Annotated in this window: 22 protein-coding genes; 14 read left to right on the top strand and 8 right to left on the bottom strand. The window is 46.2% G+C overall.

Going from position 1 to position 26,858, the window contains the following annotated elements; all coding sequences use genetic code 11:
• Positions 1 to 106 precede the first annotated feature (106 nt).
• The 8 genes from fusA to CHA6605_RS20620 all read left to right on the top strand — a co-directional run bounded on the left by fusA (position 107) and on the right by CHA6605_RS20620 (position 11,165).
• On the top strand, positions 107 to 2,185 hold the full coding sequence (fusA, locus tag CHA6605_RS20655) for an elongation factor G (protein ID WP_015161333.1): 2,079 nt from the start codon (positions 107 to 109) through the stop codon (positions 2,183 to 2,185).
• A gap of 149 nt (positions 2,186 to 2,334) precedes the next feature.
• On the top strand, positions 2,335 to 3,564 hold the full coding sequence (tuf, locus tag CHA6605_RS20650; RefSeq protein ID WP_015161332.1) for an elongation factor Tu: 1,230 nt from the start codon (positions 2,335 to 2,337) through the stop codon (positions 3,562 to 3,564).
• 113 nt (positions 3,565 to 3,677) lie between these two features.
• A complete protein-coding gene (rpsJ, locus tag CHA6605_RS20645) occupies positions 3,678 to 3,995 on the top strand; it encodes a 30S ribosomal protein S10 (RefSeq protein ID WP_015161331.1) in 318 nt (105 codons plus the stop codon).
• Between the two features lie 206 nt (positions 3,996 to 4,201).
• Positions 4,202 to 4,843, top strand: coding sequence for an LON peptidase substrate-binding domain-containing protein (locus tag CHA6605_RS20640; RefSeq protein ID WP_015161330.1), 642 nt, complete (start codon positions 4,202 to 4,204; stop codon positions 4,841 to 4,843).
• A 121-nt stretch (positions 4,844 to 4,964) separates the two neighbouring features.
• A complete protein-coding gene (locus tag CHA6605_RS20635) occupies positions 4,965 to 6,602 on the top strand; it encodes a serine/threonine-protein kinase (RefSeq protein ID WP_015161329.1) in 1,638 nt (545 codons plus the stop codon).
• Positions 6,603 to 6,905: 303 nt separating this feature from the next.
• Positions 6,906 to 8,399: a cryptochrome/photolyase family protein gene (locus CHA6605_RS20630; RefSeq protein WP_015161328.1), complete on the top strand. Its 1,494-nt coding sequence runs from the start codon at positions 6,906 to 6,908 to the stop codon at positions 8,397 to 8,399.
• 380 nt (positions 8,400 to 8,779) lie between these two features.
• Entirely contained in the window at positions 8,780 to 9,340 is a 561-nt protein-coding gene (locus tag CHA6605_RS20625) for a chemotaxis protein CheW (protein WP_015161327.1), read from the top strand.
• A gap of 439 nt (positions 9,341 to 9,779) precedes the next feature.
• On the top strand, positions 9,780 to 11,165 hold the full coding sequence (locus CHA6605_RS20620) for a caspase family protein (protein WP_015161326.1): 1,386 nt from the start codon (positions 9,780 to 9,782) through the stop codon (positions 11,163 to 11,165).
• A 4-nt stretch (positions 11,166 to 11,169) separates the two neighbouring features.
• Here CHA6605_RS20620 and CHA6605_RS20615 read toward each other — a convergent pair whose 3' ends face one another.
• Positions 11,170 to 12,429: a glycosyltransferase family 4 protein gene (locus CHA6605_RS20615; RefSeq protein WP_015161325.1), complete on the bottom strand. Its 1,260-nt coding sequence runs from the start codon at positions 12,427 to 12,429 to the stop codon at positions 11,170 to 11,172.
• A 524-nt stretch (positions 12,430 to 12,953) separates the two neighbouring features.
• Here CHA6605_RS20615 and CHA6605_RS20610 point away from each other — a divergent pair.
• A complete protein-coding gene (locus CHA6605_RS20610) occupies positions 12,954 to 13,286 on the top strand; it encodes a hypothetical protein (protein WP_157260052.1) in 333 nt (110 codons plus the stop codon).
• Positions 13,287 to 13,337: 51 nt separating this feature from the next.
• Entirely contained in the window at positions 13,338 to 14,714 is a 1,377-nt protein-coding gene (rppB, locus tag CHA6605_RS20605; protein ID WP_015161323.1) for a two-component system sensor histidine kinase RppB, read from the top strand.
• Between the two features lie 67 nt (positions 14,715 to 14,781).
• Here rppB and ilvA read toward each other — a convergent pair whose 3' ends face one another.
• The 5 genes from ilvA to CHA6605_RS20580 all read right to left on the bottom strand — a co-directional run bounded on the left by ilvA (position 14,782) and on the right by CHA6605_RS20580 (position 19,119).
• Positions 14,782 to 16,299: a threonine ammonia-lyase, biosynthetic gene (ilvA, locus tag CHA6605_RS20600; protein ID WP_015161322.1), complete on the bottom strand. Its 1,518-nt coding sequence runs from the start codon at positions 16,297 to 16,299 to the stop codon at positions 14,782 to 14,784.
• Between the two features lie 112 nt (positions 16,300 to 16,411).
• Complete coding sequence (locus CHA6605_RS20595; RefSeq protein ID WP_015161321.1) at positions 16,412 to 17,893, bottom strand: alpha-amylase; 1,482 nt, start codon at positions 17,891 to 17,893, stop codon at positions 16,412 to 16,414.
• 38 nt (positions 17,894 to 17,931) lie between these two features.
• A complete protein-coding gene (locus CHA6605_RS20590) occupies positions 17,932 to 18,294 on the bottom strand; it encodes a DUF1818 family protein (protein WP_015161320.1) in 363 nt (120 codons plus the stop codon).
• Positions 18,295 to 18,383: 89 nt separating this feature from the next.
• Entirely contained in the window at positions 18,384 to 18,620 is a 237-nt protein-coding gene (locus tag CHA6605_RS20585; protein WP_015161319.1) for a DNA-directed RNA polymerase subunit omega, read from the bottom strand.
• Between the two features lie 94 nt (positions 18,621 to 18,714).
• Entirely contained in the window at positions 18,715 to 19,119 is a 405-nt protein-coding gene (locus tag CHA6605_RS20580; RefSeq protein ID WP_015161318.1) for a gamma-glutamylcyclotransferase family protein, read from the bottom strand.
• Between CHA6605_RS20580 and CHA6605_RS35180 the strand changes: the two genes are divergently transcribed.
• The gene (locus CHA6605_RS35180) at positions 19,106 to 19,243 is read left to right on the top strand and encodes a hypothetical protein (protein WP_198288381.1); all 138 of its coding nucleotides are present in this window, start codon (positions 19,106 to 19,108) and stop codon (positions 19,241 to 19,243) included. The two genes, CHA6605_RS20580 and CHA6605_RS35180, sit on opposite strands and share 14 nt — an antisense overlap.
• Positions 19,233 to 21,077 (top strand): hypothetical protein, encoded by a 1,845-nt coding sequence (locus tag CHA6605_RS20575; protein WP_015161317.1) that lies wholly within the window; start codon positions 19,233 to 19,235, stop codon positions 21,075 to 21,077. Before CHA6605_RS35180 ends, CHA6605_RS20575 begins: the two co-directional genes overlap by 11 nt.
• A 313-nt stretch (positions 21,078 to 21,390) precedes the next feature.
• Here the strand turns inward: CHA6605_RS20575 and CHA6605_RS20565 are convergent, their stop codons facing one another.
• Entirely contained in the window at positions 21,391 to 22,464 is a 1,074-nt protein-coding gene (locus tag CHA6605_RS20565; protein ID WP_015161316.1) for a fatty acid desaturase family protein, read from the bottom strand.
• 97 nt (positions 22,465 to 22,561) lie between these two features.
• The gene (locus tag CHA6605_RS20560) at positions 22,562 to 23,515 is read right to left on the bottom strand and encodes a M48 family metallopeptidase (protein ID WP_015161315.1); all 954 of its coding nucleotides are present in this window, start codon (positions 23,513 to 23,515) and stop codon (positions 22,562 to 22,564) included.
• Positions 23,516 to 23,784: 269 nt separating this feature from the next.
• Here CHA6605_RS20560 and CHA6605_RS20555 point away from each other — a divergent pair, with 269 nt between their 5' ends.
• On the top strand, positions 23,785 to 24,255 hold the full coding sequence (locus tag CHA6605_RS20555; RefSeq protein ID WP_015161314.1) for a tetratricopeptide repeat protein: 471 nt from the start codon (positions 23,785 to 23,787) through the stop codon (positions 24,253 to 24,255).
• A gap of 50 nt (positions 24,256 to 24,305) precedes the next feature.
• Positions 24,306 to 26,774: a CPBP family glutamic-type intramembrane protease gene (locus CHA6605_RS20550; protein ID WP_015161313.1), complete on the top strand. Its 2,469-nt coding sequence runs from the start codon at positions 24,306 to 24,308 to the stop codon at positions 26,772 to 26,774.
• The last annotated feature ends 84 nt before the right edge of the window (positions 26,775 to 26,858 follow it).

Below are 26,858 nucleotides of genomic sequence, written 5' to 3'. Positions count from 1 at the left end.
CCATTTGGGGGTTGTGGATGTACCCGACCGTCCCCAAAAAAGTATACAATCTTAGTAAAGATTAACCAAAATTTATCATCGGCAGCCGACAAGTAAGGAGGTTATTGTGCCACGTACCGTCCCGTTTGAGAAAGTACGCAACATCGGGATTGCAGCCCACATTGATGCGGGCAAGACAACCACGACCGAGAGAATTCTATATTATTCTGGGGTTGTCCATAAGATCGGCGAAGTTCACGAAGGAACTGCCACCACCGACTGGATGGTGCAAGAGCAAGAGCGTGGCATCACGATTACCGCAGCCGCAATCAGTACGACTTGGAAAGATCACAAGATCAATATTATCGATACGCCAGGACACGTAGATTTTACGATCGAAGTCGAGCGTTCGATGCGGGTACTAGATGGGGTAATCGCTGTATTTTGTTCCGTTGGCGGCGTTCAGCCTCAGTCGGAGACGGTATGGCGACAAGCCGATCGCTATAAAGTACCTCGGATCGTCTTTGTGAATAAGATGGATCGGACTGGTGCGAATTTCTTCAAAGTGTACGATCAGATCGTCGATCGAATGCGCTGTAATGCAGTACCCATGCAGATTCCAATCGGTGCTGAAGGTGAGTTTGCAGGCGTCATCGACCTAGTAACCATGCGCGCATTTTACGCCATGGATGACATGGGTAAAGACATCGAAGAACGCGATATTCCCGCAGATTTACAAGCCAAAGCCGACGAGTTTCGGACTAAACTGCTCGAATCTGTCGCCGATACATCTGACGAACTAACAGAGAAATATCTCGAAGGCGAAGAAATCAGCCAAGCTGAGATCGTCGCTGCCGTTCGTAAAGGCACCATCGACGGTACGATCGTCCCCATGTTCTGTGGCTCTGCGTTTAAGAACAAAGGCGTTCAAGCCTTGCTAGATGCAGTGATCGATTATCTACCTTGTCCGACGGAAGTTCCGGCGATTAAAGGTAAATCAGTCGATGATGAAACGGTCGAAGTCCAACGTCCGGCTAGCGATGACGCACCATTCGCCGCACTGGCATTCAAGATCATGGCGGATAAATACGGTCGGTTGACCTTTATTCGCGTCTACTCTGGAGTAGTCAAAACTGGAACCTACGTCTTGAACCCCACCAAGGGTAAGAAAGAACGGATCTCCCGCTTGATTATTCTCAAAGCAGACGATCGCCAAGAAGTAGACGAATTGCGTGCAGGTGACTTAGGTGCCGTCCTCGGACTCAAAGACACCTTTACAGGTGATACTTTGTGCGATGAAGAAAACCCAGTCATTCTGGAGTCGTTATTCATCCCCGAACCAGTGATCTCGCTGGCGGTCGAGCCCAAGACCAAACAAGACATGGAAAAGCTCTCCAAAGCTCTAATTTCCCTGTCCCAGGAAGATCCGACCTTCCGCGTCCACACCGATCCTGAGACCAACCAGACCGTAATTGCGGGTATGGGCGAACTTCACCTCGAAATTCTGGTCGATCGGATGCTCCGCGAATTTGGCGTCGAAGCAAACATCGGTGCGCCACAGGTGGCTTATCGCGAAACCATTCGTAAGAGTGTCAAGCAAGAAGGTAAGTACATCAAACAAAGTGGTGGTAGTGGTAACTACGGTCACGTCGTCGTCGAGATTACCCCTGGAGAACCCGGTACTGGTTTGGAATTCGTCTCCAAAATCGTCGGTGGTTCGGTACCCAAACAGTACATCAACCCGATCGAGCAAGGTGTCAAAGAAACCTGCGAGTCTGGGATTCTGGCTGGGTATCCAGTGATCGACCTCAAAGTCACCCTCGTCGATGGTTCTTACCATGAAGTTGACTCCAATGAAATGGCCTTTAAGATTGCGGCTTCGATCGCGACAAAAGAAGGCGTCATGAAAGCTCAGCCAACATTGCTAGAACCAGTAATGAAGGTTGAAGTTGAAGTCCCCGACAACTTCTTGGGTAACGTCATCGGCGATCTCAACTCCCGCCGAGGTCAAATCGAAGGGCAAGAAGCGGCGGCGAATCTCGCCAAAGTTGCAGCTAAAGTTCCCTTAGGGGAAATGTTTGGTTATGCAACCAACATCCGCTCCAACACCCAAGGTCGCGGGATCTTCTCGATGGAATTCAGCCATTACGATGAAGTGCCCCGGAACGTCGCAGAAGCGATCGTGACCAAGAATAAAGGGAAGTAATCGGTCTGTTGCTGACAAGTCTCTAATCAGAGACTCGTCGCCACGCAACTAGTGGTGGTAGTGTAGTTGAGGGTTGTTGGTAAATAACCCTCAACTAACACTCAGCGACGATCTAGTTAAAATCTAAAGAGGAATTAAGGAAATTATCCATGGCACGCGCTAAGTTTGAAAGAAATAAGCCCCACGTAAACATCGGTACTGTCGGTCACGTAGACCACGGTAAAACTACACTTACCGCAGCAATCACCATGTCGCTCGCGGCAATTGGTAGTGCTAAAGCTCGGAAGTACGACGAAATCGATGCTGCTCCTGAAGAAAAAGCGCGTGGGATCACCATCAATACCGCTCACGTAGAATACGAGACCGTTACTCGTCACTATGCACACGTAGACTGTCCCGGTCACGCTGACTATGTGAAAAACATGATCACGGGTGCGGCGCAAATGGACGGCGGTATTCTCGTTGTATCAGCAGCCGATGGCCCCATGCCTCAGACCAGAGAGCACATCCTTTTGGCCAAACAAGTAGGCGTACCTCGTCTAGTCGTGTTCATGAACAAAACCGACTTAGTCGATGACGATGAGCTACTCGAACTCGTAGAATTAGAAATTCGCGAGTTACTATCTTCCTACGACTTTGACGGCGATAATATTCCCGTGGTTTCTGGTTCCGCAGTTAAAGCTGTAGAACAAATGATCGCCAATCCCAAAACCATTCAAGGCGAAAACGAATGGGTAGACAAAATCTACGACCTGATGGCCGCAGTAGATGACTACATCCCCACTCCAGAACGGGAAATCGACAAACCCTTCTTGATGGCAGTTGAAGACGTATTCTCGATTACTGGTCGTGGTACGGTGGCAACCGGACGGATCGAACGCGGAAAAGTCAAAGTCGGTGAAAACGTGGAAATCGTTGGGATCAAAGATACCCGCAGCACCACGATCACTGGTGTAGAAATGTTCCAAAAATCCCTTGAAGAAGGTCTAGCTGGTGATAACGTCGGCGTACTGATGCGCGGTATCCAGAAAGTAGATATCGAGCGCGGCATGGTAATTGCCAAACCAGGTAGTATCAAACCCCACACCGAATTTGAAGGTGAAGTATACGTACTCACCGACAAAGAAGGCGGTCGGAAGACTCCATTCTTCCCTGGTTATCGTCCTCAGTTCTACGTGCGGACTACCGACGTAACTGGAAACATCAAAGCCTTTACTGCCGATGATGGTAGTGCTGCTGAGATGGTTATGCCTGGAGATCGGGTCAAAATGACTGTAGAACTGATCAACCCAGTCGCGATCGAACAAGGAATGCGCTTTGCAATTCGTGAAGGCGGTCGGACGATCGGAGCTGGTGTTGTAGCCAAAATCATCAAATAGGTTAACTACCTAAAGTATAGATAGAGATATACCTCGTGTGTATCTCTATCTTTGTGTCTGATGAATTATTTTCATCATCTAAATCTGTACCTTGACAACTAAAACCTAAAACTATGGCCACTATCACTCAGCAAAAAATCCGGATCCGTTTGAAAGCATTCGATCGCCGCCTCCTGGATACCTCATGTGATAAAATCGTTGAAACAGCCAACAGAACTGGCGCAACTGCCATCGGCCCGATCCCATTGCCAACTCGCCGTCGGATCTATTGTGTCTTGCGATCGCCTCACGTTGACAAAGATTCGCGCGAACACTTTGAAACTCGCACCCATCGCCGCATCATCGATATCAAAGATCCTTCTGCTAAGACGATCGATGCCTTAATGAAACTAGATTTACCAGCAGGTGTAGATATCGAAGTGAAACTATAGATCCGAATGCCGAAAAAGTCCTCACTTGAGGGCTTTTTAATTACACAGAGAATCCAAATATCCGGCGGCGATGGCGATCCCGATGTCGCTGAGGCAATCGCTAAAAGACCCAAGCAAATATAAGTTAAAGGATAAATACCTAGCACTTATGAGGCTAGATCCGTTAACCTTATACATATACCCTATGCTTTCGATCGAATCCGCAAATGGCACCTTCTTCTTCAATCGCTGTGAGAGAACTTCCCTTATTCCCGCTCCCCGAACTGGTGCTATTTCCGGGTCGCCCGTTACCACTGCATATTTTTGAATTTCGCTACCGGATCATGATGAATACAATCATGAATAGCGACAGACGATTTGGAGTACTAATGTGGGACCCCGTTAGAGGACAACCAGCCGATATCGGTTGTTGTGCGGAGATCGTTCACTTTCAGCAATTGCCAGACGATCGGATGAAAGTTTTGACCATGGGACAGCAACGCTTTAGAGTGCTCGAATACGTGCGCGAGAAGCCCTATCGAGTAGGGTTGGTCGAGTGGATTGAAGATCGTCCCACCGAAGCAGATTTACGCCCCTTATCGACCGATGTCGAGCGGCTGTTGCGCGATGTCGTGCATCTGTCTGGCAAGCTCACCGAACAACCAGTCGAGTTGCCAGATAATCTCCCCGAACTACCGATCGAACTTTCGTATTGGGTAGCCAGCCACCTGTATGGTGTTGCTGCCGAGCAACAAGCTTTACTGGAAATGCAAGACACCACTACTCGTTTAGAGCGTGAGGTGGAGATTTTAACATCTACCCGCAATCATTTGGCAGCAAGAACCGCCCTTAAAGATGCATTGGCGTAGACTCGATCGGTATGAAAGTGAAATCAGCCTACAAATACGCGATTAGTAGACTCAATCGTGCAAATTTAGAGAGTTGCAAGGTAGTGATACGATCTGACAAATGGCTGAATCCTACTAACTTATGTCGTTAAGTTTATACCCAATTATCAGGAAACTAGGTGAAGGTGGTTTTGGTACTACGTATTTAGCAACAAATACATTGATGCCTTCCCAGCCTTATTGTGTGGTCAAACAGTTAACGCCGACATCAGCAGATCCGAAAGTACAGCAGCTAATCAAAGATCGATTTAAGCAAGAAGCAATTACTTTAGAGCATTTGGGCAAGGACAGTAACGGCAAAGTTCCCAGTCTTTATGCTTATTTTGTCGAACGGGGAGAGTTTTATCTCATCCAAGAGTATGTAGATGGTCAAACCTTAAATGAGCGAGTACAAACGCGGGGACTATTTACTGAAATTCAAGTTAGACAATTACTCACCGATATTCTGCCCACACTTTGCTATGTCCACGATCGGGGAATAGTTCACCGGGACATTAAGCCTGATAATATCATGCTGCGCCATCGCGATAATAAGCCGATTCTCATCGACTTTGGTGCGGTCAAGGAGATAATGAGTACGACGATAACAGCATCAGGGGATACTGCTCAGTCGATCTTGATTGGGACACCAGGGTTTATGCCGCTCGAACAAATGTCTGGTCGTCCGATGTTTGCTAGCGATATTTACGCATTAGGTTTAACAGCTCTCTACCTCCTAACTGGTAAGATGCCCACAGAAATTGAAACCGATCCCGATCGTGGAAATCTAAATTGGCAGTCATTAGCTCCGAATATATCACCGCAGTTGGTAGAGATACTAACTAAATCGATTCAGCCTTTATCACGCGATCGATATCAGAATGCGCGGCAAATGTTAGAGGACTTAAGTATTTCCTCATCACCATTTCCGCAACCACCCGTTGTATCTCCTATTCCAATTGCAGACGATCGTGAAAAAACGGTATACGTTCCAATAGCGACAACTACTACTAATGGGAATAGCCAAGCTAGACCGTTAATAATAGCACTGACTGCTGCGATCGTGGGTGGTGGATTAATCGGCGGCTTTTTAGTGCTAGGTCATAATTCTAGTCGAAATGAGTCTAGTGAGAACAAAAATAATAGCCAGCAAACTGTCGCTAATAACAATCCAGTAATAAATAGCACTCCTAAGATTACAAGCACTTCTAATTCTACAAATGATCGTAGAACGGCATCTAGTAGAGAAAATACTACTGAAAATATTGAGCGTAATAATATAGCTATTAGAGAAAATATTACTGAAAATACCGATCGTAGTAATGTAGCTAGTAGAGAAAATACTACTGAAAATATTGAGCGTAGCAATGCGTCCACTAGCAAAAATACCATTGACAATACCGATCGAGATCCAAGAGCTACCGTTCGAGATTACTACTCTAAAATTAACAACAGAAACTATACTGGTGCCTGGAATGCTCTTCCTACAGACCTGCAAAATAATAAATCCGTACATCCCAATGGGTATGATTCTTTTTTGGACTGGTGGGCAAAGCAGGTTGCAAATGTCGAAATTCAGCAGACTAACTTAGTTTCACAAACAGATCGAGATGCAGTGGTTGATGTCACGATCGAGTATGTGATGAGAGCGGGAGGAGTTTCACCTCAAAGAATTCGTTATTTTTTGGTCAAAGACGATCGAAATCAGGAATGGGCAATTCAGAGAATTGGACTTAGATAAAATAGTTTAAATCAACAAAAGCAATAGCCAAAACTTGAATTAGCACATCCTTATCCTCCTAACCCATTGTCAGCATCGGTGATGATGTTTACGAGCGGAATTAGTCATTGTATAAATTCGATCGATTGCTGACGATCGCCCCGATTGACGGATACTGCATAGAGCGACAATAGACAATCGTACCATTATCATTGGTTTCGATCTATTATTTGCAGTTCGACCAGCTACTTGGAGATTGCCAGTCGATCGATAGATTGCTACTGGCTAAAAACAGTTGTTACAGTGAGAAAAAGTGCTTTTAATATGTCCAATCTAGTTAGCATTGTTTTTCCCCATCAACTCTTTCGCACGCATCCCGCACTCGTTCCAGGCGGAGTCGTATATCTGGTAGAAGAGTGGTTATTTTTCCATCAATATCGGTTTCACCAGCAAAAGTTATTAATACATCGTGCCACGATGCGGATGTATGCCGATTACCTGACTCAGCAAGGCTACCAGGTACGCTACATTCCCGCCACCGATGCGGAGTGCGATATCCAGCAACTTATCCCCAAGATCGCCAGTGCGGGCGTGAGAGAATTGTACTATGCCGATGTCGTAGATGATTGGCTGCGCCAACGGTTGAGAGGAGGAGCCAAACAGCAAGGAATTATAGTCAAAGAATTTCGATCTCCCAACTTTTTTGAAGATCCTGAAGAGCTAACCAAGTGGTTCGACAGTCGCAAGCACTTCAAGCAGACGGATTTTTATATCAACAGACGCAAACATCACGAAATTTTACTCGATAAATTTGATAAACCGTTGGGTGGAAAATGGACTTACGATGTCGATAATCGCCAAAAATTTCCCAAGGGTAAATCTGCTCCAGATTTCGATTTGCCCGTAGCTAACGAATATGTTATCGAAGCGCAAACCTACGTGCGCAAACATTTTGGTGACAACTATGGCTCGGTAGAACAGCCATTCGATCGGGGGTTTTACCCGACGACATATAGCGAAGCGGATGATTGGCTGGCGGACTTTTTAACCGTGCGCTTTGCTGAATTTGGCGTGTATGAAGATGCGCTGGTTTTGGCAGAGCCGATCTTACATCATTCGGTGCTATCACCCATGCTCAATACCGGACTACTCTCACCCAAACAGGTAATCGATGCAGCTCTAGCAATGGTGGGTAAAGTACCGCTTAATAGTATTGAAGGCTTCGTGCGTCAGATCGTCGGCTGGCGTGAATTTATGCGGATAACCTACGAGCGACGGGGCCGATTCCAGCGCACGCGCAACTATTGGGGTTTTACTCGTAAGGTTCCTGAGAGCTTTTGGCAGGGGACGACTGGGATTTTACCGCTAGATGCCACGATTCACAAGGCACTCAAACGCGGCTACTGTCACCATATCGAGCGGCTGATGGTAGTCGGCAATTTCATGCTGCTATGTGAATTCGATCCTGACGATGTATTCCGCTGGTTTATGGAGATGTTTGTCGATGCTTATGACTGGGTGATGGTACCAAATGTCTATGCGATGAGCCAGTTTGCCGATGGTGGTGGGATGTGTACCAAACCTTATATCAGTGGCAGCAATTATTTGATGAAGATGAGCGACTACCCTAAAGGCGATTGGCAAGTAACCTGGGACGGATTATTTTGGCGATTTATGCATGTTCATCGCGATTTCTTTTTGAGTAATCCGCGCTTGGGCATGTTGGTAAAAACTTTCGATAAAATGGCTCCAGCTAAGCAACAACAGCACCTCTTAGCTGCGGAAAAATTATTGGGAAGTTTAGATAGTGTCACTTAGAACGTATAGGGTTGGAAATCTCCGCTAGTGTCTGAAAGTCTTCCTGCTGGGTCGATCGGATAGGAAATGTGGGCATTTTAGAATCCTCAAAATATAATTATTTCTCTGAAATATATATTTATCGATCGTTCTACCATTTACCTTCTAACTAGAAGTCTACGGCGTAAATCTAGTTACTATTTTGGCGGGGAGCGGGGAACGGGGAGCGGGGAGTTGCACCTAAAACCTAAAACCTAAAACCTAAAACCTAAAACCTAAAACCTAAAACCTAAAACCTAAAACCTAAAACCTAAAACCTAAAACCTAAAGCCTAAAGCCTAAATAGCAACTTTGCCCACTAAAAGTGGAACACTAACTAGTAGTATCGATATCGAACACTTATGGCTATTTATTCTCCGCTGCGATCGCGGCGATTGGCAGCTCGACAAACAGAAGCAACCCAACGCTTGATTACCTTTAAGCTAGAGGGGGAGACTTTTGCCATCCCGCTCGATCGCGTTCACAAAGCGATAACACTCGATGCTGCTGGGGAACGACTCGGGCACAGGCTTTATGGCGATCCTCAAGGTACGGGAGTGAGTTTAATTGCTTATCAAGGTCGAGAGCTAGTAGTTATCGATGTCGGGCATCAGATATTTGGCAAGGCGCAGCAGATCCTGCCAGTCGATCGACCTAAAAAAGCTACTGTGGTAGCACCTACATCGATGGCTGAGGTGAGATATTTATTAATTCTTCAGCCCGAACCAGATCGGCTCATCGGACTGCCGATCGATTCACCACCGAGCATCCAATCGCTTCAAATCTCGGCATTTCAACCCTTACCCGCTATTTATCAACAGTATCGAAATATTCACTGTGTCAGTGCGATGTCCCTGGAGTTGGCCGATCGACCATCGATCTTTTTATTAGATGTCACCGCGCTAGGACAGCCGTCAGAGTGAAAATAGTAATAGTCAATAGCGATTCTAAGCTGTGTCTCTTTTCCCTGACAATGATGCGTGCGATCGCTGCCTAGACGGCGCACAAGTTTCGAGACAGTGGCTGGACGATCGAGATCGCCGAGCGAGATTGTCTACGACTGAAGTGGGAAGGGAGTAAAGTCCTGAAACGATCCACGTTCTACTATTCATCAGCTACTATCGCATAGTAAAAAATTCTGCACTTACTCGTAGTGGTAGCTACCGATTGTTAGAGTAATCTTAGTAAAATACTACTTTACTGCTAGCAATCTCATCCGCATTTTCAGATGTTCGGATAAATAGGCGTTAGATGTTAATATTTATCCAGGATGTCCTCAGACGCCAAATGCCTCACGGTTAGAAAAATGGAAGATTCAACTAGAGTGCACAACAGTTTAGTCTATTAATTATCGAACTTTAAATGGCAAACCAGACGTGTATTTCAATCGGGATTAATCGATACCAGTTCTTGCCGACGTTAAGCTATGGAGTGGCAGATGCTGTGGCGATCGAGCAGTTTTTTATCGATGCGGCTGGCTGGGATTCGCAGCAATGTTTGCTTTTGACCGATACTTCAGCCCAATCGGGGACAAAATCTACCTATCCCAATCGGGAGAATATCAACCGCTGGCTGAAACAGTGGTCTTGGGATAAACTCCAGCATGGCGACTTGTTATGGTTCTTTTTTAGCGGTTGTGGCGTCAGTTTTGAGGGTGAAGATTATCTGCTCCCGATCGATGGCAAAACCGACGACCTGGCCAATACTTGTATCTCCATCCGCCAACTCTACCAGCAGTTTCGCGATATTGGCGTCAATGCGCTGGTGTTTCTCGATGCCAATCACGCCCAACATCTCGCTCTCGGCGGCGGCATCGGGCAAGCTACTGCCAAACTCGCCCAAGAGTATCAAATTCCCACTTTTCTATCTTGTCAAAGTCATGAAGTTTCGCACGAAGATGCGGGATTGGGGCACGGACTGTTTACCACAGCTCTGCTAGAGACGCTAAATTATCACCCCGATCTTAATTTAGAGACAATCGATACCTATTTAACGACTCGATTGGCCGAATTGAGCGAACATCATTGGAAGCCTTTGCAGACGCCGATGGCGATTATCCCGACGGGAGTCTCTAGCTATCGACCAGTATTTTCGGCTACTACCCAATCGTCGATCTCAGCTACCATCCCAGAAGTAGTGTATACACCGCCAGTGTCGGCTGCATTGGATCGGGATGATACCTATGCACCTTATACACCGCCGACTCCGATGGCGACACTAGTTTCCCCAGCGGCAATCGGGACTGGGGCAATCGTCAAGCGATCTCATTCAGCACCAAAGTCGCAGGACGCACCACACTGGGCTAAAATCAGCTTACTATTGACACTGCTGGTAGCCGCTCTCGGCGGGATTTATGCTTTCAACCAATCGAGAATAAACGATCTCGATCCGCAGATCGTTACATCTGTAGCAGGCAATGGAAATGATTCCCAGACACCCACAGTCGGGAGTACATCGACAGACTTATCACAAGCTAGGCTATTTGTCAAGCCTGGTGATGCAACGTCTCGCTACCAGGCGATTTTAGCCGCACGCAATATCCAACCGACCACCCCAGCGGCAGCAGCGGAAATTCAACAGTCGATCGAGCAATGGTCGCAGGAAATCTATCAAATCGCTAAGGGTTATGCCGATCGGCAGTATTGGCAACTCGCCATCGATACGGCCAAGATGGTACCAAAAGATGCTACAAACTACAACACAACTCAAGCTGCGATGTCTCAATGGCGCAGTAAGTTACCAGGTTAAGGACTCAAGACCAGAATTTAAAAGAGGATTGATGCCCAAATTCAGAGCAGGTCGGTACTGAATTTAGCAACCCCCGCTTTTTTGCCGATAACCACACTTCCGTCTGCGATCGCACATGGCGGTAGAAATCAGTCCGCCGCTCTTGTAACACTTCATCGCGGTACTCTCTAGCTGTTTCGAGATTCCGCGCTGACATTTGTGCCATGCGAGCGGGGTTGGTGACAATTTCGCGAATTTTCCGTGCGAGTGCCTCCACATCTCCAGGTGATACCAGATCTTCTGAAGGCAATAACTCTGGAACGCCCCCGACAGTGGTACCCAAACAAGGTAACGCGCGAGCCATCGCTTCTACCATAGCTCTGGGCAAGCCTTCTTGGTAAGACGGCAATACAAATAAGTCAGCATCATCTAGTTGCTGTTGCACCGCAGATCCAGAAGCCAATTGTCCCAGGAAACTGACGCGATCGCTAACATTTTCGGCTTTGGCCAAATCTTCTAGTTGTCCGCGATATTGACCATCACCTAGCATCCGCAGTTGGATATTTAGTCCTCCTTTGACGCAGACAGCGACAGCTTTAATCAAAATGTCTGGAGCTTTATATAATTGAGACATCGTACCGATAAATACTAACGTCGCGGCATCTAACTTCTGTGCTAGCGGACGTGGAGCCGCAACGATGCTCTGCTCTGGTAAGACCACATCCGATATGCCTTCGGACAAATTTGGGCAAGGATACCGTTGTTGAAGTGCAAATTTGGTAACGTACATTGCGGCAACCGCTTTGTTACAAACATGTCGTAAATTGCGGGTAAATGACCACCGAAAGAATGCACGCAACGGATGATCGATCGAACCGGGCGCAAACACATCATAAGGATCGGCGACAACTTCTACTGCAAACGGACGATTGTTGCCCAATAACAGCGGTAGCATCGAGCCAGATAGCGGCGACGGCGCGCGAATAATTACAGCATCGCTCTCACCCAGGGCATTTCGGACGGCTTGCTTGACTTGAAATACCTTGCGGAGGTACTGTAAGGGGCCGAGGTAATTTGGTACGGCTGCGAATGAAATCATGTCCCCATCCGCCAGTTGCCAGTCATTGGCAACGCTAGGTACATCTCGAACGCGTGCGACTACAGTCACGCGATCGAATACCTTGAGATACCGCAACCAGAAGGAATAAGGAAAAGTTGTCTGCGTCCACACTCGTCCGTCGGGCGTCCGAGTGAAGCGATGTTCGAGAATGATAATTACGTTCATATTTAACTTAAAATATAATTTTAAAATTTGGACATCAATAGGCTGATATGTAAAATGCTGATTTAGGTATACGTATATTTCCCTCTACACTACGCTCGATCGGCTAAGCTAAAATAGTTTACATCGCTAAAAATGGCGATTTGTTTGCATAGTTGTCCATCTTTAAAACGGTAGTAGCGACGCTTAGAATATCGATGAATTGTAATATTTAGTGCATTACTCTAACTATTGACTCTATAACAACTATAAATAACCAAGATGAAATTCAGATGAAATCCAGATCGTTGTGTGCTTTATCATCGACTATTTACTCGTAGTATGCCTGCATCATAGCCTAGACTGATTAAAAGTTTAAGTCTATCTCCCTTTCAACAATCTAGTAGTCTACGGCGTAAACAAGATTACTATTTTGGCGGGGAGCGGGGAGCGGCGGCTCGCGTTTCTGCTATCGCAGACGCTACGCGTAGCCTCGCCTATGGCAGGCTCCGCCAACGCTAACGTCGGCTTTGCCGACGGGAAAGCAGATGCAACCACGCGGAGAGTGGAGGAGCATGTGTTGCACCAAGCAAGCGAGACAACGACGCAGCTCCCTTCGGGAAGGCTCCGCCAACGAACGGGAGGTTGTCTTGATGCAATTGTATGGGCGGGAAACCCGCCCACATTGCATCGCTCCCTCCCGTTTGTGTGCGTCAGCGGCTCGCAGCCGGGAGGCTCCCTCCCGGATTATGCGGATGCGCTCCGGTCGGGTTTCCCGACCATGGAAGCGCACCAAGCAGCGAGACAAGACAAGACAAGACGGGGAGCGGAGAGCGGGGAGACTAGAAGCAGTTCATAGTAATTTAATTTCCGCAGTCTAATACTAGTTATCAACGATCGATTAGTTTAAAGATCGACTATCTACTGAAAACATGCATCAGAATCGACTGTTCAATCGTACCCGCATTCAACTAACTCTTACCTATGCGCTGGTAATTGGTGTAATTACATTGTTATGTGGCTCTGCAATTCATTTTGTAATGATTCGAGCCTTCACGCGAATAGTCGATCGAGAATTAAATACTTTAGCAGGAGCCGTTCACGATACCTTAGAATCTGTTTTGCAACAACCAGAAATAGTCGCTCCAGCCGCAACAAAGTTTTTACCTGGTTTGTGTTTGATAGGCAAAGAATGTGGGTTGGTTAAATCTGATTCCAGAATTTTTGAGTTAACCCAAGAGCAAGGATACTCATTGAGATTGTTGAATGTAAAAGGTCGAGCGATTGCAACTTTAGGGCCAAATAAACATAAGCTTATTAACAATGTTCCAACCATGAATTGGAAAACTATTACTGACGATCGCGGCGAACGCTATTATACTCATACGCTCTTACTCAAAACGATCGACAATCGCGACTGGGGTTATCTACAAGTTGCCCAATCTTTCCATCGCTTAGATGACTACATGCATAGTCTGCATCTAATTTTAATTTTGGGGACACCACTAGCAATGTTAGTAATCGGGGGAGCTAGTTGGTGGTTGTCTGGTTTGGCGATGCGGCCAATCTATCATTCCTACCAGCAGATTCAACAGTTTACCGTCGATGCCGCTCACGAACTAAGAACGCCGCTAGCAGTGACGAGAATAGCGGTAGAGAGTGCTTTGGATGCCGAGATCGTCGCGTCGGAAACTCGCAATAATTTAGAAATTGCCCAGCGACAAGTTCGCCATCTTAGTTATCTGGCTGAGGATTTATTATGGCTATCGCGATTGGAAGCCAAGCAATTACCCCTCTACCAGCAACCTTGTTGTCTGAATGATTTAGTTAGCGATTTGGAAGAAGAATTGGCTCCATTGGCAATGGCAAATTCGATCGATCTACGGTTAGAAATTTTAGCTATTCAACCAGTTTATACGATCGGCGATAGTGACAGACTGTATCGGGCAATTTCTAATTTAATTACTAATGCCATTCAATATACGCCTACTCAGGGTGTGGTCTCAATTCGGTTGGAATCGGCAGATCGTCAAGCGATTATCGCAGTCCGAGATAATGGGATTGGCATTGCTCCAGAAGATTTGTCACATATTTTCGATCGCTTTTATCGAGTCCAAGCCGATCGATCTCGCGATACAGGTGGCACGGGGTTGGGTTTAGCAATTGCCCGCGCGATCGTGGAGGCACATCAGGGCAGTATTCAAGTAGAGAGCAAGCTGAATTTAGGGAGTATATTTACCGTAACTTTACCGACTAAAACCAATCTTAGCAAGATTCGATCCGATGTGTCAGACAATCTTGTAGGTTGAGTTTGGACGTCACTTATTTGACTGATGGCGCGCTATTTTGACAATTCAATTATCTCCCAACTCCCAACTAACTCAAAAATAATTGATAAGCCGGATTAGTGCGTTCGTCCCAGTAGCGGTATGGGGTGCGATCGAGGAATTCGTACCAAGCTGTCATATCTGTCGGTGGTACCTCGATCCCAATTAAAATCCGTCCGTAATCGGCACCGTGATTGCGATAGTGGAACAGACTGATATTCCAGTCGGGATTCATACTATTGAGGAATTTAGTCAGTGCGCCAGTGCGTTCGGGAAACTCAAATCGATACAGGAGTTCGTCTTGAGCGACAGGAGAGCGTCCGCCGACGAGATGCCGGAGGTGGAGTTTGGTCATTTCATCGTCGGTTAGATCTAGGGTTTTAAAACCCTCAGCCACCAGTTTAGCCACGATCGAGGCGGTATCGGCGCGATCTTGGACTTGGACGCCGACGAAAATATGGGCTTCGGTGGTATTTGCCATCCGATAATTAAATTCGGTCAGATTGTGTGTCCCCAAACAGGTACAAAAGCGGCGAAAACTGCCCCGTTCTTCAGGAATAGTCACAGCCAAAATTGCTTCGCGGCGTTCGCCGACTTCGGCACGTTCGGCGACAAATCGCAACCGATCGAAGTTCATATTCGCACCACAAGCCACGGCTACTAGCGTTTTATCCCGAATCCCTTCGCGCTCGATATAAGCCTTAGCCGCCGCGATTGCCAGCGCGCCAGCAGGCTCTAAAATCGAGCGGGTATCCTCGAAGACATCTTTAATCGCCGCGCAGATATCATCGGTATCGACTAACATGACCTCATCTACATATTGCTGACACAAGCGGAAAGTTTCGACGCCAACTTCCTTAACCGCCACACCATCGGCAAATAAGCCCACTCGATCGAGTTTAACTCGCTCTCCGGCTGCAAGCGATCGACTCATCGCATCCGCATCGACTGGCTCGACGCCAATAATCTTGGTTTCTGGATACAGCCGCTTCACATACGCCGCAATTCCTGAGATCAAACCACCGCCACCGATGGCTACAAAAATCGCATGGATCGGCTGTTGGTACTGACGTAAAATCTCCATTCCGATCGTCCCCTGTCCTGCAATTACGTCAGGATCGTCAAAAGGATGAATGAATGTCAGTCCGCGTTCTTCACCCAAATGACAGGCATAGGCATAAGCATCATCATAAGTGTCCCCCCATAAAATCACCTCTGCGCCTCTAGCGGCAACGGCATTTACCTTCATTTGCGGCGTTGTCACGGGCATGACAATCGTTGCCGTCGTCCCCAGTTGCTTGGCTCCTAAGGCGACTCCTTGTGCGTGATTTCCCGCCGAAGCCGCAATTACTCCTCTCGCTAGTAATTCGGGCTTGAGTTTGGCCATCTTGTTATAGGCTCCCCGCAGCTTGAAGGAGAAGACGGGCTGCATGTCTTCGCGTTTGAGCAAAATCTGATTTTTCAGGCGTTTGGAGAGGATTGAGGCGCGATCTAGTGGCGATTCGATCGCGACATCATAGACCGCAGCGGTGAGGATTTTTTGGAGGTAGTCGGGATGGTTGGACACGATCGAAGCTGTTGGGGATGGTTGTAGATCTAGTCTACGATCGTTCGGTATTAGGGTGGGGATAGTGGATAGTGGATAGTGAGTAATGAGTAGTCAATTGAAGAAACTCACGTTAGATAGATGCTGGAATCCAAACAGAGACAGAACCACCATTGCAAACAAACTCCCCCCAGCCATCGGCATTAGTCCGAATTTTAATCGCGACTGACTCTGTCATATCGATATAGGTCGTATTTGGTTTGCCGACATTCATCCATTTTGACCCTGGCTTGCCATTACCCAGCAGGACAGCCATACTAGCCGGATGCTCCGGGTTGCCCAAGCGCGTCCAACCTACTGTATTGGGATGGTCGAAATAATCGAGCTGAATGCCATAAGCATATTCGCGACGAGCGTGCAGAAGTCGATCGAGGATGGGGCGATGGGATGCCAGTACGATATCATACTCATTGCCATCGCGACCGCGATCGCGATAGCTCGACCCGTAATAGTCGCTATAAAATACGCAAGGATAGCCAGCTTCGCGCAGTAAGATCAGAGCATAAGCGAGTGGTTTAAACCAACCTTCGACGACCGATTCGAGCGATTGCAGCGGTTGCGAATCGTGATTTTCGACAAAGGTAACTGCGAGTGTCGGATGGGAGCGGACGAGAGTTTCATCGAAGATTCGGCGCAGATCGTAGTTTCTACCCTGACGACTGGCAACAAAAAAATTATTGTGTAGAGGCGCATCAAATAGGTGAATTTTGCCTTGAGTTTGGTTGATAAAATACTCCAGCGCATCGAGATCGTAAGACCAATATTCACCAACTGTAAATAGATCTTTTTGGGCATAATTGTTGAGATGCGCGATCCAATCATAAAAGAATCGAGGTTCGATATGTTTGACAGCATCTAATCGAAAACCATCGAGCTTGGTTGTATCTAAATACCATTGACCCCAATATTTTAGCTCGCCCACTACTTCGGGATGATCCATGTCCAGATCGCAGCCCATGAGATAGTCAAAGTTACCTTTTTCTAGATCGACATAGCGATCGAAAGCTTTATCTTTAATTAGGTAAACTGCTTTTTGCTGCTGATTGTAGACGTTATAATCGATCGCGTCAAAATGCCACCAATGCCATTCCATAGTCGAATATTTGCCTTGGCGACCGGGGAAGGTAAAATGCGTCCAACCTTGAATTTTTTGAGCAGCATCGATGGCGAGATATCGATTATTATGGTCGAGCGGTGTGGCATCAAATTCCTCGACAGCATCAGCACCCAACCGATGATTGAAGACAACATCACCATAGATTTGAATACCAGCAGTTTGAGCGCGATCGATCGCGGCTAAATATTCTGCCTTAGTGCCATATTTAGTCCTAATCGAGCCTTTTTGGTCGAATTCACCCAGATCGAACAGATCGTAAGTAGCATAGCCGACATCAAAACCACCGTTGCTGCCTTTATAAGCGGGTGGCAACCACAAAGCTGTAAATCCGGCTGCGACTAATTCTGTCGCATCTCGTCCTAACTGTTGCCACAAGCTACCATCTGGAGGTAAATACCAGTGGAAGTATTGCATCATCACCCCATTTATTGCTGACACGATCTAGCTCCTGATGGTAGGTGGATGTAGCATTTTTATCAAAAAAACTTCAAACTGTCAACTGCGGCAATCAGATCGGGAACGGCGTCAGCCGTCCAATTGCCCTCACAACTACGCCCGTTATTCAAAATCAGTCGCAGCCTATATTTGCTTGGCACTCCTTCAACTTGCATCCAAACTAAATCGCTCTCGGCTTCGCAGGCAATATTTTCTTCATCCATTAATTCGGCTTGCATCGATCGCATGTTGGCGACTAATTGCCCTAATAGCCGACAAAAATCTGCCAGTTCTCGATCTGTTAATTCAAATGCCCAGTCGTCGCCGCCGACTAATCCTTGATATTCACTTTGCGGACGCCAACCGATTCGCCATCCAGCACCAGATTTAAGAACTTTTTGCATGTAATTTGGATGTCAGCCAATAGTAGGCAAAAACAAGGGGCAATTCAAGTTGATGAACTGCCCCTAAAATTTTAGCCCAGATGATGGATCTAGTCTCCCAGGATCTCTGGCTGAGTTAGTTCGTCAGACATCTCGATAATGGCGCGCATGACGGGTTTAATTGAGGGGTCATCAATATTATCGGATTCATAGCGATGACGCTTTTTGGCTCGATTTGCGACTTGGACGGTAATTTTATAGCGATTAGAAGCTGCGCCAATCAGTTCCTCGGCTCGATAGGCAATTTGGATCGAGTCAAAATGGGAATGCGAACGACGTTGAATCATATTTACTCCTAATACAGGTGCAGTCCTTTTCTAGTGTACCCGACCGATCGACTTGTCGGCTAGAGTGGGTCGATCGCTCTTGCGGTTATCCCGCTTAACCCTCCCACCATCCGTCGGGAATGAGGATGCCGTTTAGTTGGTAAATTTGCTGTGGGGTCATAAAATATGCCCAGGCTGAGATTTGGAGAATTCGATCGGGTGTGTGTGTTGTGACTAATTCGCGGGTATAATCGTTCTCTGCTGGCTGTCGTTGCGGATCGTAGTCTTCGAGTTCGTCTAAGTCGATGAGGATTGCTGAGTTATTAAAGGAGAGGACGAAACCTTGTACTTTGTTGGTGCCATGAGTCGCTCCTGGATAGCCGCAAGTGGGTAGGTGATACAAGTCTCCATTAATATAGGCGCGGTGGCTGGTAATGACTTTATTGCGGCAATAGCGATCGAAATTAGCCTCGCCCGGTTTGAGCGTACCGTAGACAAACACATGTATGTCAGCATTCATAAGCATCTATATTAAGGCTTTGCCAATTTTAGATACGATCTTTTATTTCGATCGACAATTATATATCCCAACTCCCCGCTCCCAACTCCTCGCTCCCAACTCCCACCTCCATCATGATTACTAGCAAGAAAAGCCAGTCAATGCAAGTCCCCAAATTACTGGCAGATCATCTGCGGTGGATGGTGGTATTGGCACAATTAAGAGAACTGGAGGGCAAAGAGCATCGCTATCCTGTCAAGCAGTTGGTGGCAGATTTGCAATTGGATAATTTATTTGCCAAGCCGACGGGGGAAGTAGAGCGCGAGCCAGTGGTTGGCTTGAGTAAGAAGGCATGGGAAATTTGGTTTTGTGGAAAGTCGGTAGATAAAGGTGAAAGTCCGCTGAATTCTATTTATCAGTGTCGGAGTTTTTATGGTTTGGATGCGCCGAATAACTTGTTGCAGCGGTTGAATAAGTTATTGGATCTGGCGATCGATCGTCACAAAACGCTGGAACCTGAAGCTAGACGGGGGAAGAAGGATAGTAAGTACGATCGCTATCTGGAACAGTGGGGCAATTATGCACTGCAACTCGTCGCGCTCAATGGTGGGTGGGAAAGTTTTAGTAGTAAAAATAGTCTGGTAGAAATTAAAGATTTGTGGGTAGGAATTACGCCACCGCGAGTAGAAATGACGGGGTTAGATCGGGAGTCGTTGATTCAGCGGATTATTTACCTCGATAGCGATCGATACGTTCAAGTTGTTACTACAGCAATCGGTTCATTATATCCGTTGTGGTTTTTTAAATCACAAGAACGAAAGGAATTACTCAATCGAATTGCCGAGCGAGATCGGGAGATGAAAAAAGCTCTCCCCAAGCGAGATTTATATATCGATGTGAATACTCATATCGGGCAGATGGCGGGATTACCTTATCCCTTGGGCGTCGCCGATGAGTTGTTAGCTTATTGTTGGGATGTGGAGATTCAAGATGTGGGTACTCATGTGAGTGAATCTGCTTGGAGTCCAGTCGCAATTCAATCGATCGCTAGAGAATTACAAAATGAATATTGGAGTCCGCCGCTATTATTTACAATGTGGGGTGACGAATTTCCACTGCCAGATGATGATAAACACAACTATCCAATTCCATTGATTGCCTTGACTCAGGGCGGCGATCGATTTGGGGAATTGTATCGGCGGATCGCGATCGAAGAGAAACCTTTGGCCGATCTGAGTATCGGTATCGAACCGCATACCTATGGCGAAAAAATTCTCGATCGGCTGAATAGTCAGAAGGTGAATATAGCCGAAAGACATCACTATACACGTACTCAACTCCTTACCGACGCACTAAATGTCGATCTAATTGCTAGTTATTTCCCGGTAAGTTTATCACTACAGGTCAATCCTAACTATCAACAATTAAGTACGGCTGATTTATATCAAAAATGGGGAAATGTTGGCGATGCTTTTAATTATAGTTGTCCGCAATTAGTATTGGCAGGTGGGCTATTTTTGGCCAGACAGGCAAAAGCTACCGATTTAATTATCGACTTAGGTATCTATTTACATACTGTCGAGTTATTAATTCGCAATCTCCGCCCAGAATGGGACTCGATCGAGCGTTATTTTCCTCAATTGGCTCTAAATGATGTCGATAAGAAACAAGCAGCAGCACAGGCGATTAGAGAGGCTTGTCAGGTGGTTGCCAAGAAGAATAAGTTAGTCAAAGGTGGCGATTTAGTTGGAGCTAATGCGATCGCTGAAATTTTAACTCAAGTTGCGATCGATATGCTAACTGCGTTAGTCCCACTACCGTCAGATCTAAACACACATCCACAGCCAGAAGCTTTACAAATATTGCAACAACAGCACCAGGAATGTCGTACCCAAATCGATGATTGGGGCTGGGCGAAGTTATTAGAATCGGTGCAGTTTACATCTGTATATATTGCCTGTGAGTTATTTACTGGCTAGTGTCAATAAATTCACCCTGAGTGACCTCTATTGGAAAGAGCAGGGCTGGCGGAGGTTTGTCTTGTCTTGACGAAGTTATATGCTCCTCCACTCTCCGCATAATTAGTCGTTGTCTCGCTTCCATGGTCGGGAGCGTCTCTTTGTATTGTCGCATTTGTATGAGCGGGAAACCCGCCCATACTGCGCCGTTCCGGTCGGTTCCACGATTATGGAAAAGAGACAAGAGAGCGAGCCGCTCCTCCGCATGTGTTGCACCAAGCAAGCGCGCCAAGACAGCGGAATTTACATCATTAGCGGCGACTCGGGGAGTACGTCAATTTTTAACACCAACCGCACAAGGACAAATTACCGACTCGCGATCGAATTTATCTGTTAATGTGACTTCATCCCGATAATGTCTGGGTGTTACCATCAATAATCGCCATGCTTCGCTAACTGGAATGAGATTATAAGATTCTGGATAGTAAGTTTGCAATAATTGTTGAACCAACGGATAGTAATCAGAATTGATGCTTGGAAATAAATGATGTTCTGTGTGATATGAGAAATTAAAGTGCAATAAATCAAAAATCTTGGGCATTTTTAACGATACACTATTAACTAATGGATCGTTAACATCAGTCATTGGGCACAAGAAATGATTAGTATAAATGTAAAACATTACACCTGCATAGCCAAGAGCCAAAGGCAATATGTATGCTAAGATAATTGCAACAATATCGAACTTGAGTACGGCTAAAATACTTAAATGTACCAGGGCAATTGCTACTAATTCGATTGCGATCTTACGGCGTTTTTGCGTACTGACTACGACGGGAGCGGGGACATAATCGACATCATCGCGATTGAATAGCAAAATCGAACTAATGTGGCGAAAAGTATGCACTACCCATGATGTTGCCATCCCTAAAATTAAGAAAGCCCAATTTACGCCGGAAGAGGGCACGAATAGATCTTGAATCCATTTTCCCCACGTATCATTTTGCCCGACTAGATACATGCGATCGGGATCGCCAATGGCATTAGTTTCGGTATGATGTTTGTGATTGTGGACGGATTTCCACAGGGTTGGTGGCATCCACAGTAGAGCCAATGCCAAGAAACTGATGATGTATCTTAAGACAGGTTGTTTGATAGTACTACCATGCATCGAGTCATGGGCGGCAAACAAGCAGATTACAATACTATTACCCATAATGATACTTAATGGTAAATACAACCATAAGTAGCCGATCGACCATCGATCTAAATATCTTGCGATCGCCCAACCGAGTCCTAATATTAGGAAATTGATGGCGAGAATAAATAGTTTATTGGAATTTTTTTTGAAAGCTATTTCGGGGAGGAGCGGGCGCAATACCTTGAGATATTCAGTCTGAGAGATCATTAATTTCTGACATGATAGATTTCTTTATTCATCACAGTTTGTCAGCTTAAAATTGACGATAACTGCAATACACAAATAGATCTATAGTCTAGCGCAACTACCGATCGCGATCTCTCTGTCTTTCGATTTCTTGTTGTAGTCTATCTATCTCTTTTTGTAGGCGTTCGGCTTCAGTTGTGGTAGGGGTGGTGCTGGCAGTTTCGACACTCACTCGTTGATAATTTCCACGCCGAATATCTTGATACTCGCTCGAATTCGTCCACTCTTGCAGATAATGAATGCGTTCGACGGGAAAGGGATGACTGAGCATTCCATTGACACCAACGTACATCAATGCTTTGTAGACTTGATTGAGTCCATCTTCATCCAGATTGCGATAATTTTCAGATTGTTTGATAAATTCTTCGAGACTACATTCATCGACAAATTTACTACTACCACCCGCAATTTTCATCATCGTCGTCATGACCGTGCGCGGATTTTCCATCACTAATAGTGCCGCTCGATCGGATGATAATTCGGCTTTGCGCCGCCATTCATAAAAAGCAACAATTAGCCCATTACTGACGATATTTCCCAGCCCAAATGTCATCTCACCGATGATGGAAGCTGCATTCATCACCCACATTGCCATTTGAATTAAGATGGTATGCCCACATTTAATATGCCCTAGTTCGTGAGCGATGACAGTTTTGATTTCATCCTCGTCTAGCAAGTCTAACAAACCAGTATTGATGACGATGTATGGATTTTCTTGTCCCATCGCATAGCTGTTAACTTGGGGATTTTGACTGATAAATAAGGCTGGCTCTGGATAAATATCTAAATCGCGAACGCACTCCCGAAACATGCCATAAATCGTCGCATATTGCCGAGGGCCGACTCTAATACTATTACCCATTAGGTATACTAGTTGAGGCCGCTCGTACAGAAATTCAACAAATTTGCTTGCCACTAAATTAAAACCGGGAACGCTCCGCAGAGCTTGCTCGGCTTGCAGATCGAGTGGATGTTTGAAAGCTTCGCTCGAAATACCTGGATAAGTAGCCATGTAGATGATAAATTATAGTATGTTCCGATCGGAAGAAACCAACAATGGCATTAGCTCTTTCTAGCCGGGAAACCCGACCGTGGAAAAGAGACAAGATAGACGATTGTGAAATATTGGATCGCCGTGCTTATCTCTATTATACTGAAAGGGCATGGAGGACAACAACTGGTACTATGTTGTCTTAATTGACAATAGCAGTAGAGCTTTTAGATATATGTGACTCTGCTAATATCCATGTTAAGAGTTGAATAATTTGCCGCAACGATGCTATGAATCAAAATTTAGTTGATAAATTATTATTGGATTTAAAAAATAGCGAGCCAAATATTCGAGAACGCGCTACGCGTCAACTTTGGAGCATCTGGTTCTGGCAAAAAGGTAAAATTCCCCTCGAACAGATCGAAGAAAGCGAAAGATTGCTAGCTGAAGGTAATGTCGCTGCTGCTACTTCAATTTTAGACGATTTGGTAGATGCGCTGCCAGATTTTGCCGAAGCCTGGAATCGGCGCGCCGTACTCAAGTTTATGACTCAAAATTACGATCGCGCGATCGTCGATTGCGAGCGGGTACTCGAACTCAATCCCGTCCATTTTGGTGCCCTCCACGGTTTGGGCTTGTGTCATGCGGCTTTGGGTAACTATTCAGCCGCCATTAGGGCATTTCGGAATGCACTGGAGATTCAACCCCACGCGATCGAAAATCAACGCCTGATTCTCGAATGTACTGCTAGACTCAGTTAAGAGCTAAGTGGCGATCTTTATCCCCTATCCGTAAATTTCGGTAAATCGGCGTGAAGAAGGCGAGATTTTGGCAGCTAATCGGAGCTTGTGCCATTGGCATTTGTTGGGGATGGTGGTGTCACAACGCCATTTTGGCAAATATCTTACCGCCTCATTTACCCGCACCCGTAACAATTGCCACAACTCTAAATCTGCCAGAATCGATCGGCGATAGTAGTCCCAACCTTAATTATCGCCCCAACGGTGAGTGGATCGGGCGATTGATACTTCCCAGTCAAGAAGACATTAAAACATCCGCTCCAGGCGACTGGGTATGGGTGGAAATTAAAAATGCACCTGAGACAGCACGCCAGACGATTGGTAAAACCCTGCGCCTGACATGGCAACCACAGTCAAAGATTGCAGCCGACGCGCGGCAAGTTACTACCGATATTAAGTTTACCGCTGGTACGATTGCCAGCCAGCAGCAGGGGAATATACATCCCCAGCGACTCAACGGCAGATTTGTTGTTGGCGCGCTGCAATCTTTGGCGGGTGCTAGAGCAGAAGATGATGTCTTAGTCAGGCTCGATGGGGCGAATCTGAATGCCGAAAGTGGCTCTACAGCACAGATATTGACGATGGATCGCGAACCGATCCAGATTGCAAGTACCCTCACTGGATTGGTGCAAATTCTCGGCACCGATAACAGTCGTCAGCCCGCTTGCAGTGGCAATTCCGGGTGCCAAAATGAGTATTTTAGAGTCCGACATTACAATCTAAAATCCCATAGCTTCAATGGGCAAATGGAGACGATTCGGATTCCCCAGATGCCAGCACAGCCATCGGGTTTATTGCCCAGTACGATTCGCGATTTGGAGCGATCGCCCGCAGGCAGTCAGGGGTGGTATATTTATGGCGATCGCGATCGTCAGAATTTATTTACCGTTGCCGCCATTCAACCCCGAGCTTTATTTACGCTTACACCCCATCAGGAAACTACCGACACCAATGCCAAATTAGACTATCTCAATTCTCAACATTGGCAAAATATCTCTCAATCTAAAGGGAAACTCTCTCAGGTCAAATTTCGCGGTTTATCCTCCGAACATCCTACCGAACAATTAGGCGATCGCGCATTATTAATCCATTTATTCGGCGGGATTGGCGGCAAAACTGGTGACACTCCTGGGGTGTGGCAAACTGTCACGGGACATTTTGCTTATGGGATAGCACATGTGACTCGATCGACATTTACAGGCGAATTGGAGTGGAACGTCGAATACAATCAGGTCTATGCTCACAATCCCAATGGTATTATCGCTGGCAAACAGGATTGGGCGACTTATATGGGGCATCTCCAGCGCGGCTGGCTAGGAACTCGCCCAGTTTCGGATCTCCTAATTAGCTATCCCCCTGTCACCGCAGATTATGATTTTGGCGGGATTAAGCTCTCACCCTTGACAGAATTGCAACGACAATTAAATATTTTTGCAGCACGCTATCGTGCAGGCGATGGTACCGGAAACGCTAGCGTTACCCCTGCTACATCCTGTGTGCAAGATGCCAATCAAGCTCTCTACATCACCATTCGCCAATTAAATCGCCAAGTCAGCACACAACCGCAGATCCAATCCTGGCTCGCCGCTCATCCCCAGCACCTGCAAACTCTGAGATTCAGGGAGTTGCAATCTTTAGGTGCGGAGCTAGAAACTACCCTCGCACCTTTGGGAATAGTGCGTCAAGATTGGCAACAAAACGCCGCCAAATTAGCAGGAATCGATTCAGCTAGAGGGTTTAGTAGTAGTACCAATCCGCTGGCTGGCTTAGTCAGTTGGCGCACGATGTTACCGCGTGGCGCGCAGGATGGCATCGCTAAGATTTTTAATAGTCGCAGTGCGACGATGTGGTTTTTAAATACCTATCAGGTGGGTGGTGTCAATCTCGATATTATTCCTATTGCCCCAACAATTCTCTTCGGGCAAATCCCAATTTTAGCTACATTAGTTGTCAGAATATGGGCGGGACTAATCACGATACCAAGTAGCTCGGAATGGTTGTTGGGGTTGTGTTTATTAATTAGTTATGCAGCTATTGCTTTATCGATCGGATTTAAATCCGGTTTTTTAAGTTTCCATGCTTTCGCACCTAAATTAGGTAGCAGACTTTGGCAGCAGATGCGATCGTGGATGTCCTTGTTCTTTATGCCTGCATTGGTAGAAGAGATGCTGTTTAGGTTGTTATTAATTCCTCACCCGATCGAGACAGCTTCAGTTCCAAATATTTGGATCTGGTCTTTAATATCGCTAATTTTATTTCTCTTCTATCATCCCTTCAACGCGCTAACTTTTTATAAGTTAGGTAATCCAACATTTATGAACTGGAGATTTCTTACATTAGCTGGATTGCTAGGGCTAGTTTGCACGATTGCATATCTAACTACTGGCTCGATTTGGATTCCAATAATTATCCATTGGTTGATAGTAAGCTCTTGGTTAGATTTCTTTGGTGGTAATCGACATTTGGAGTCTAAATTGTAATTAAACCACTTTTCTAGTTAGTGAAGAAAGATTCCCGACTTCTTTTCTTCTCTTCGAGAGGCTACGCCAACGAGACACTACGCG

The organism is Chamaesiphon minutus PCC 6605 (genome assembly GCF_000317145.1).
GTDB classification, from domain to species: domain Bacteria; phylum Cyanobacteriota; class Cyanobacteriia; order Cyanobacteriales; family Chamaesiphonaceae; genus Chamaesiphon; species Chamaesiphon minutus.
This window is presented reverse-complemented; position numbering and strand designations above follow the sequence as displayed.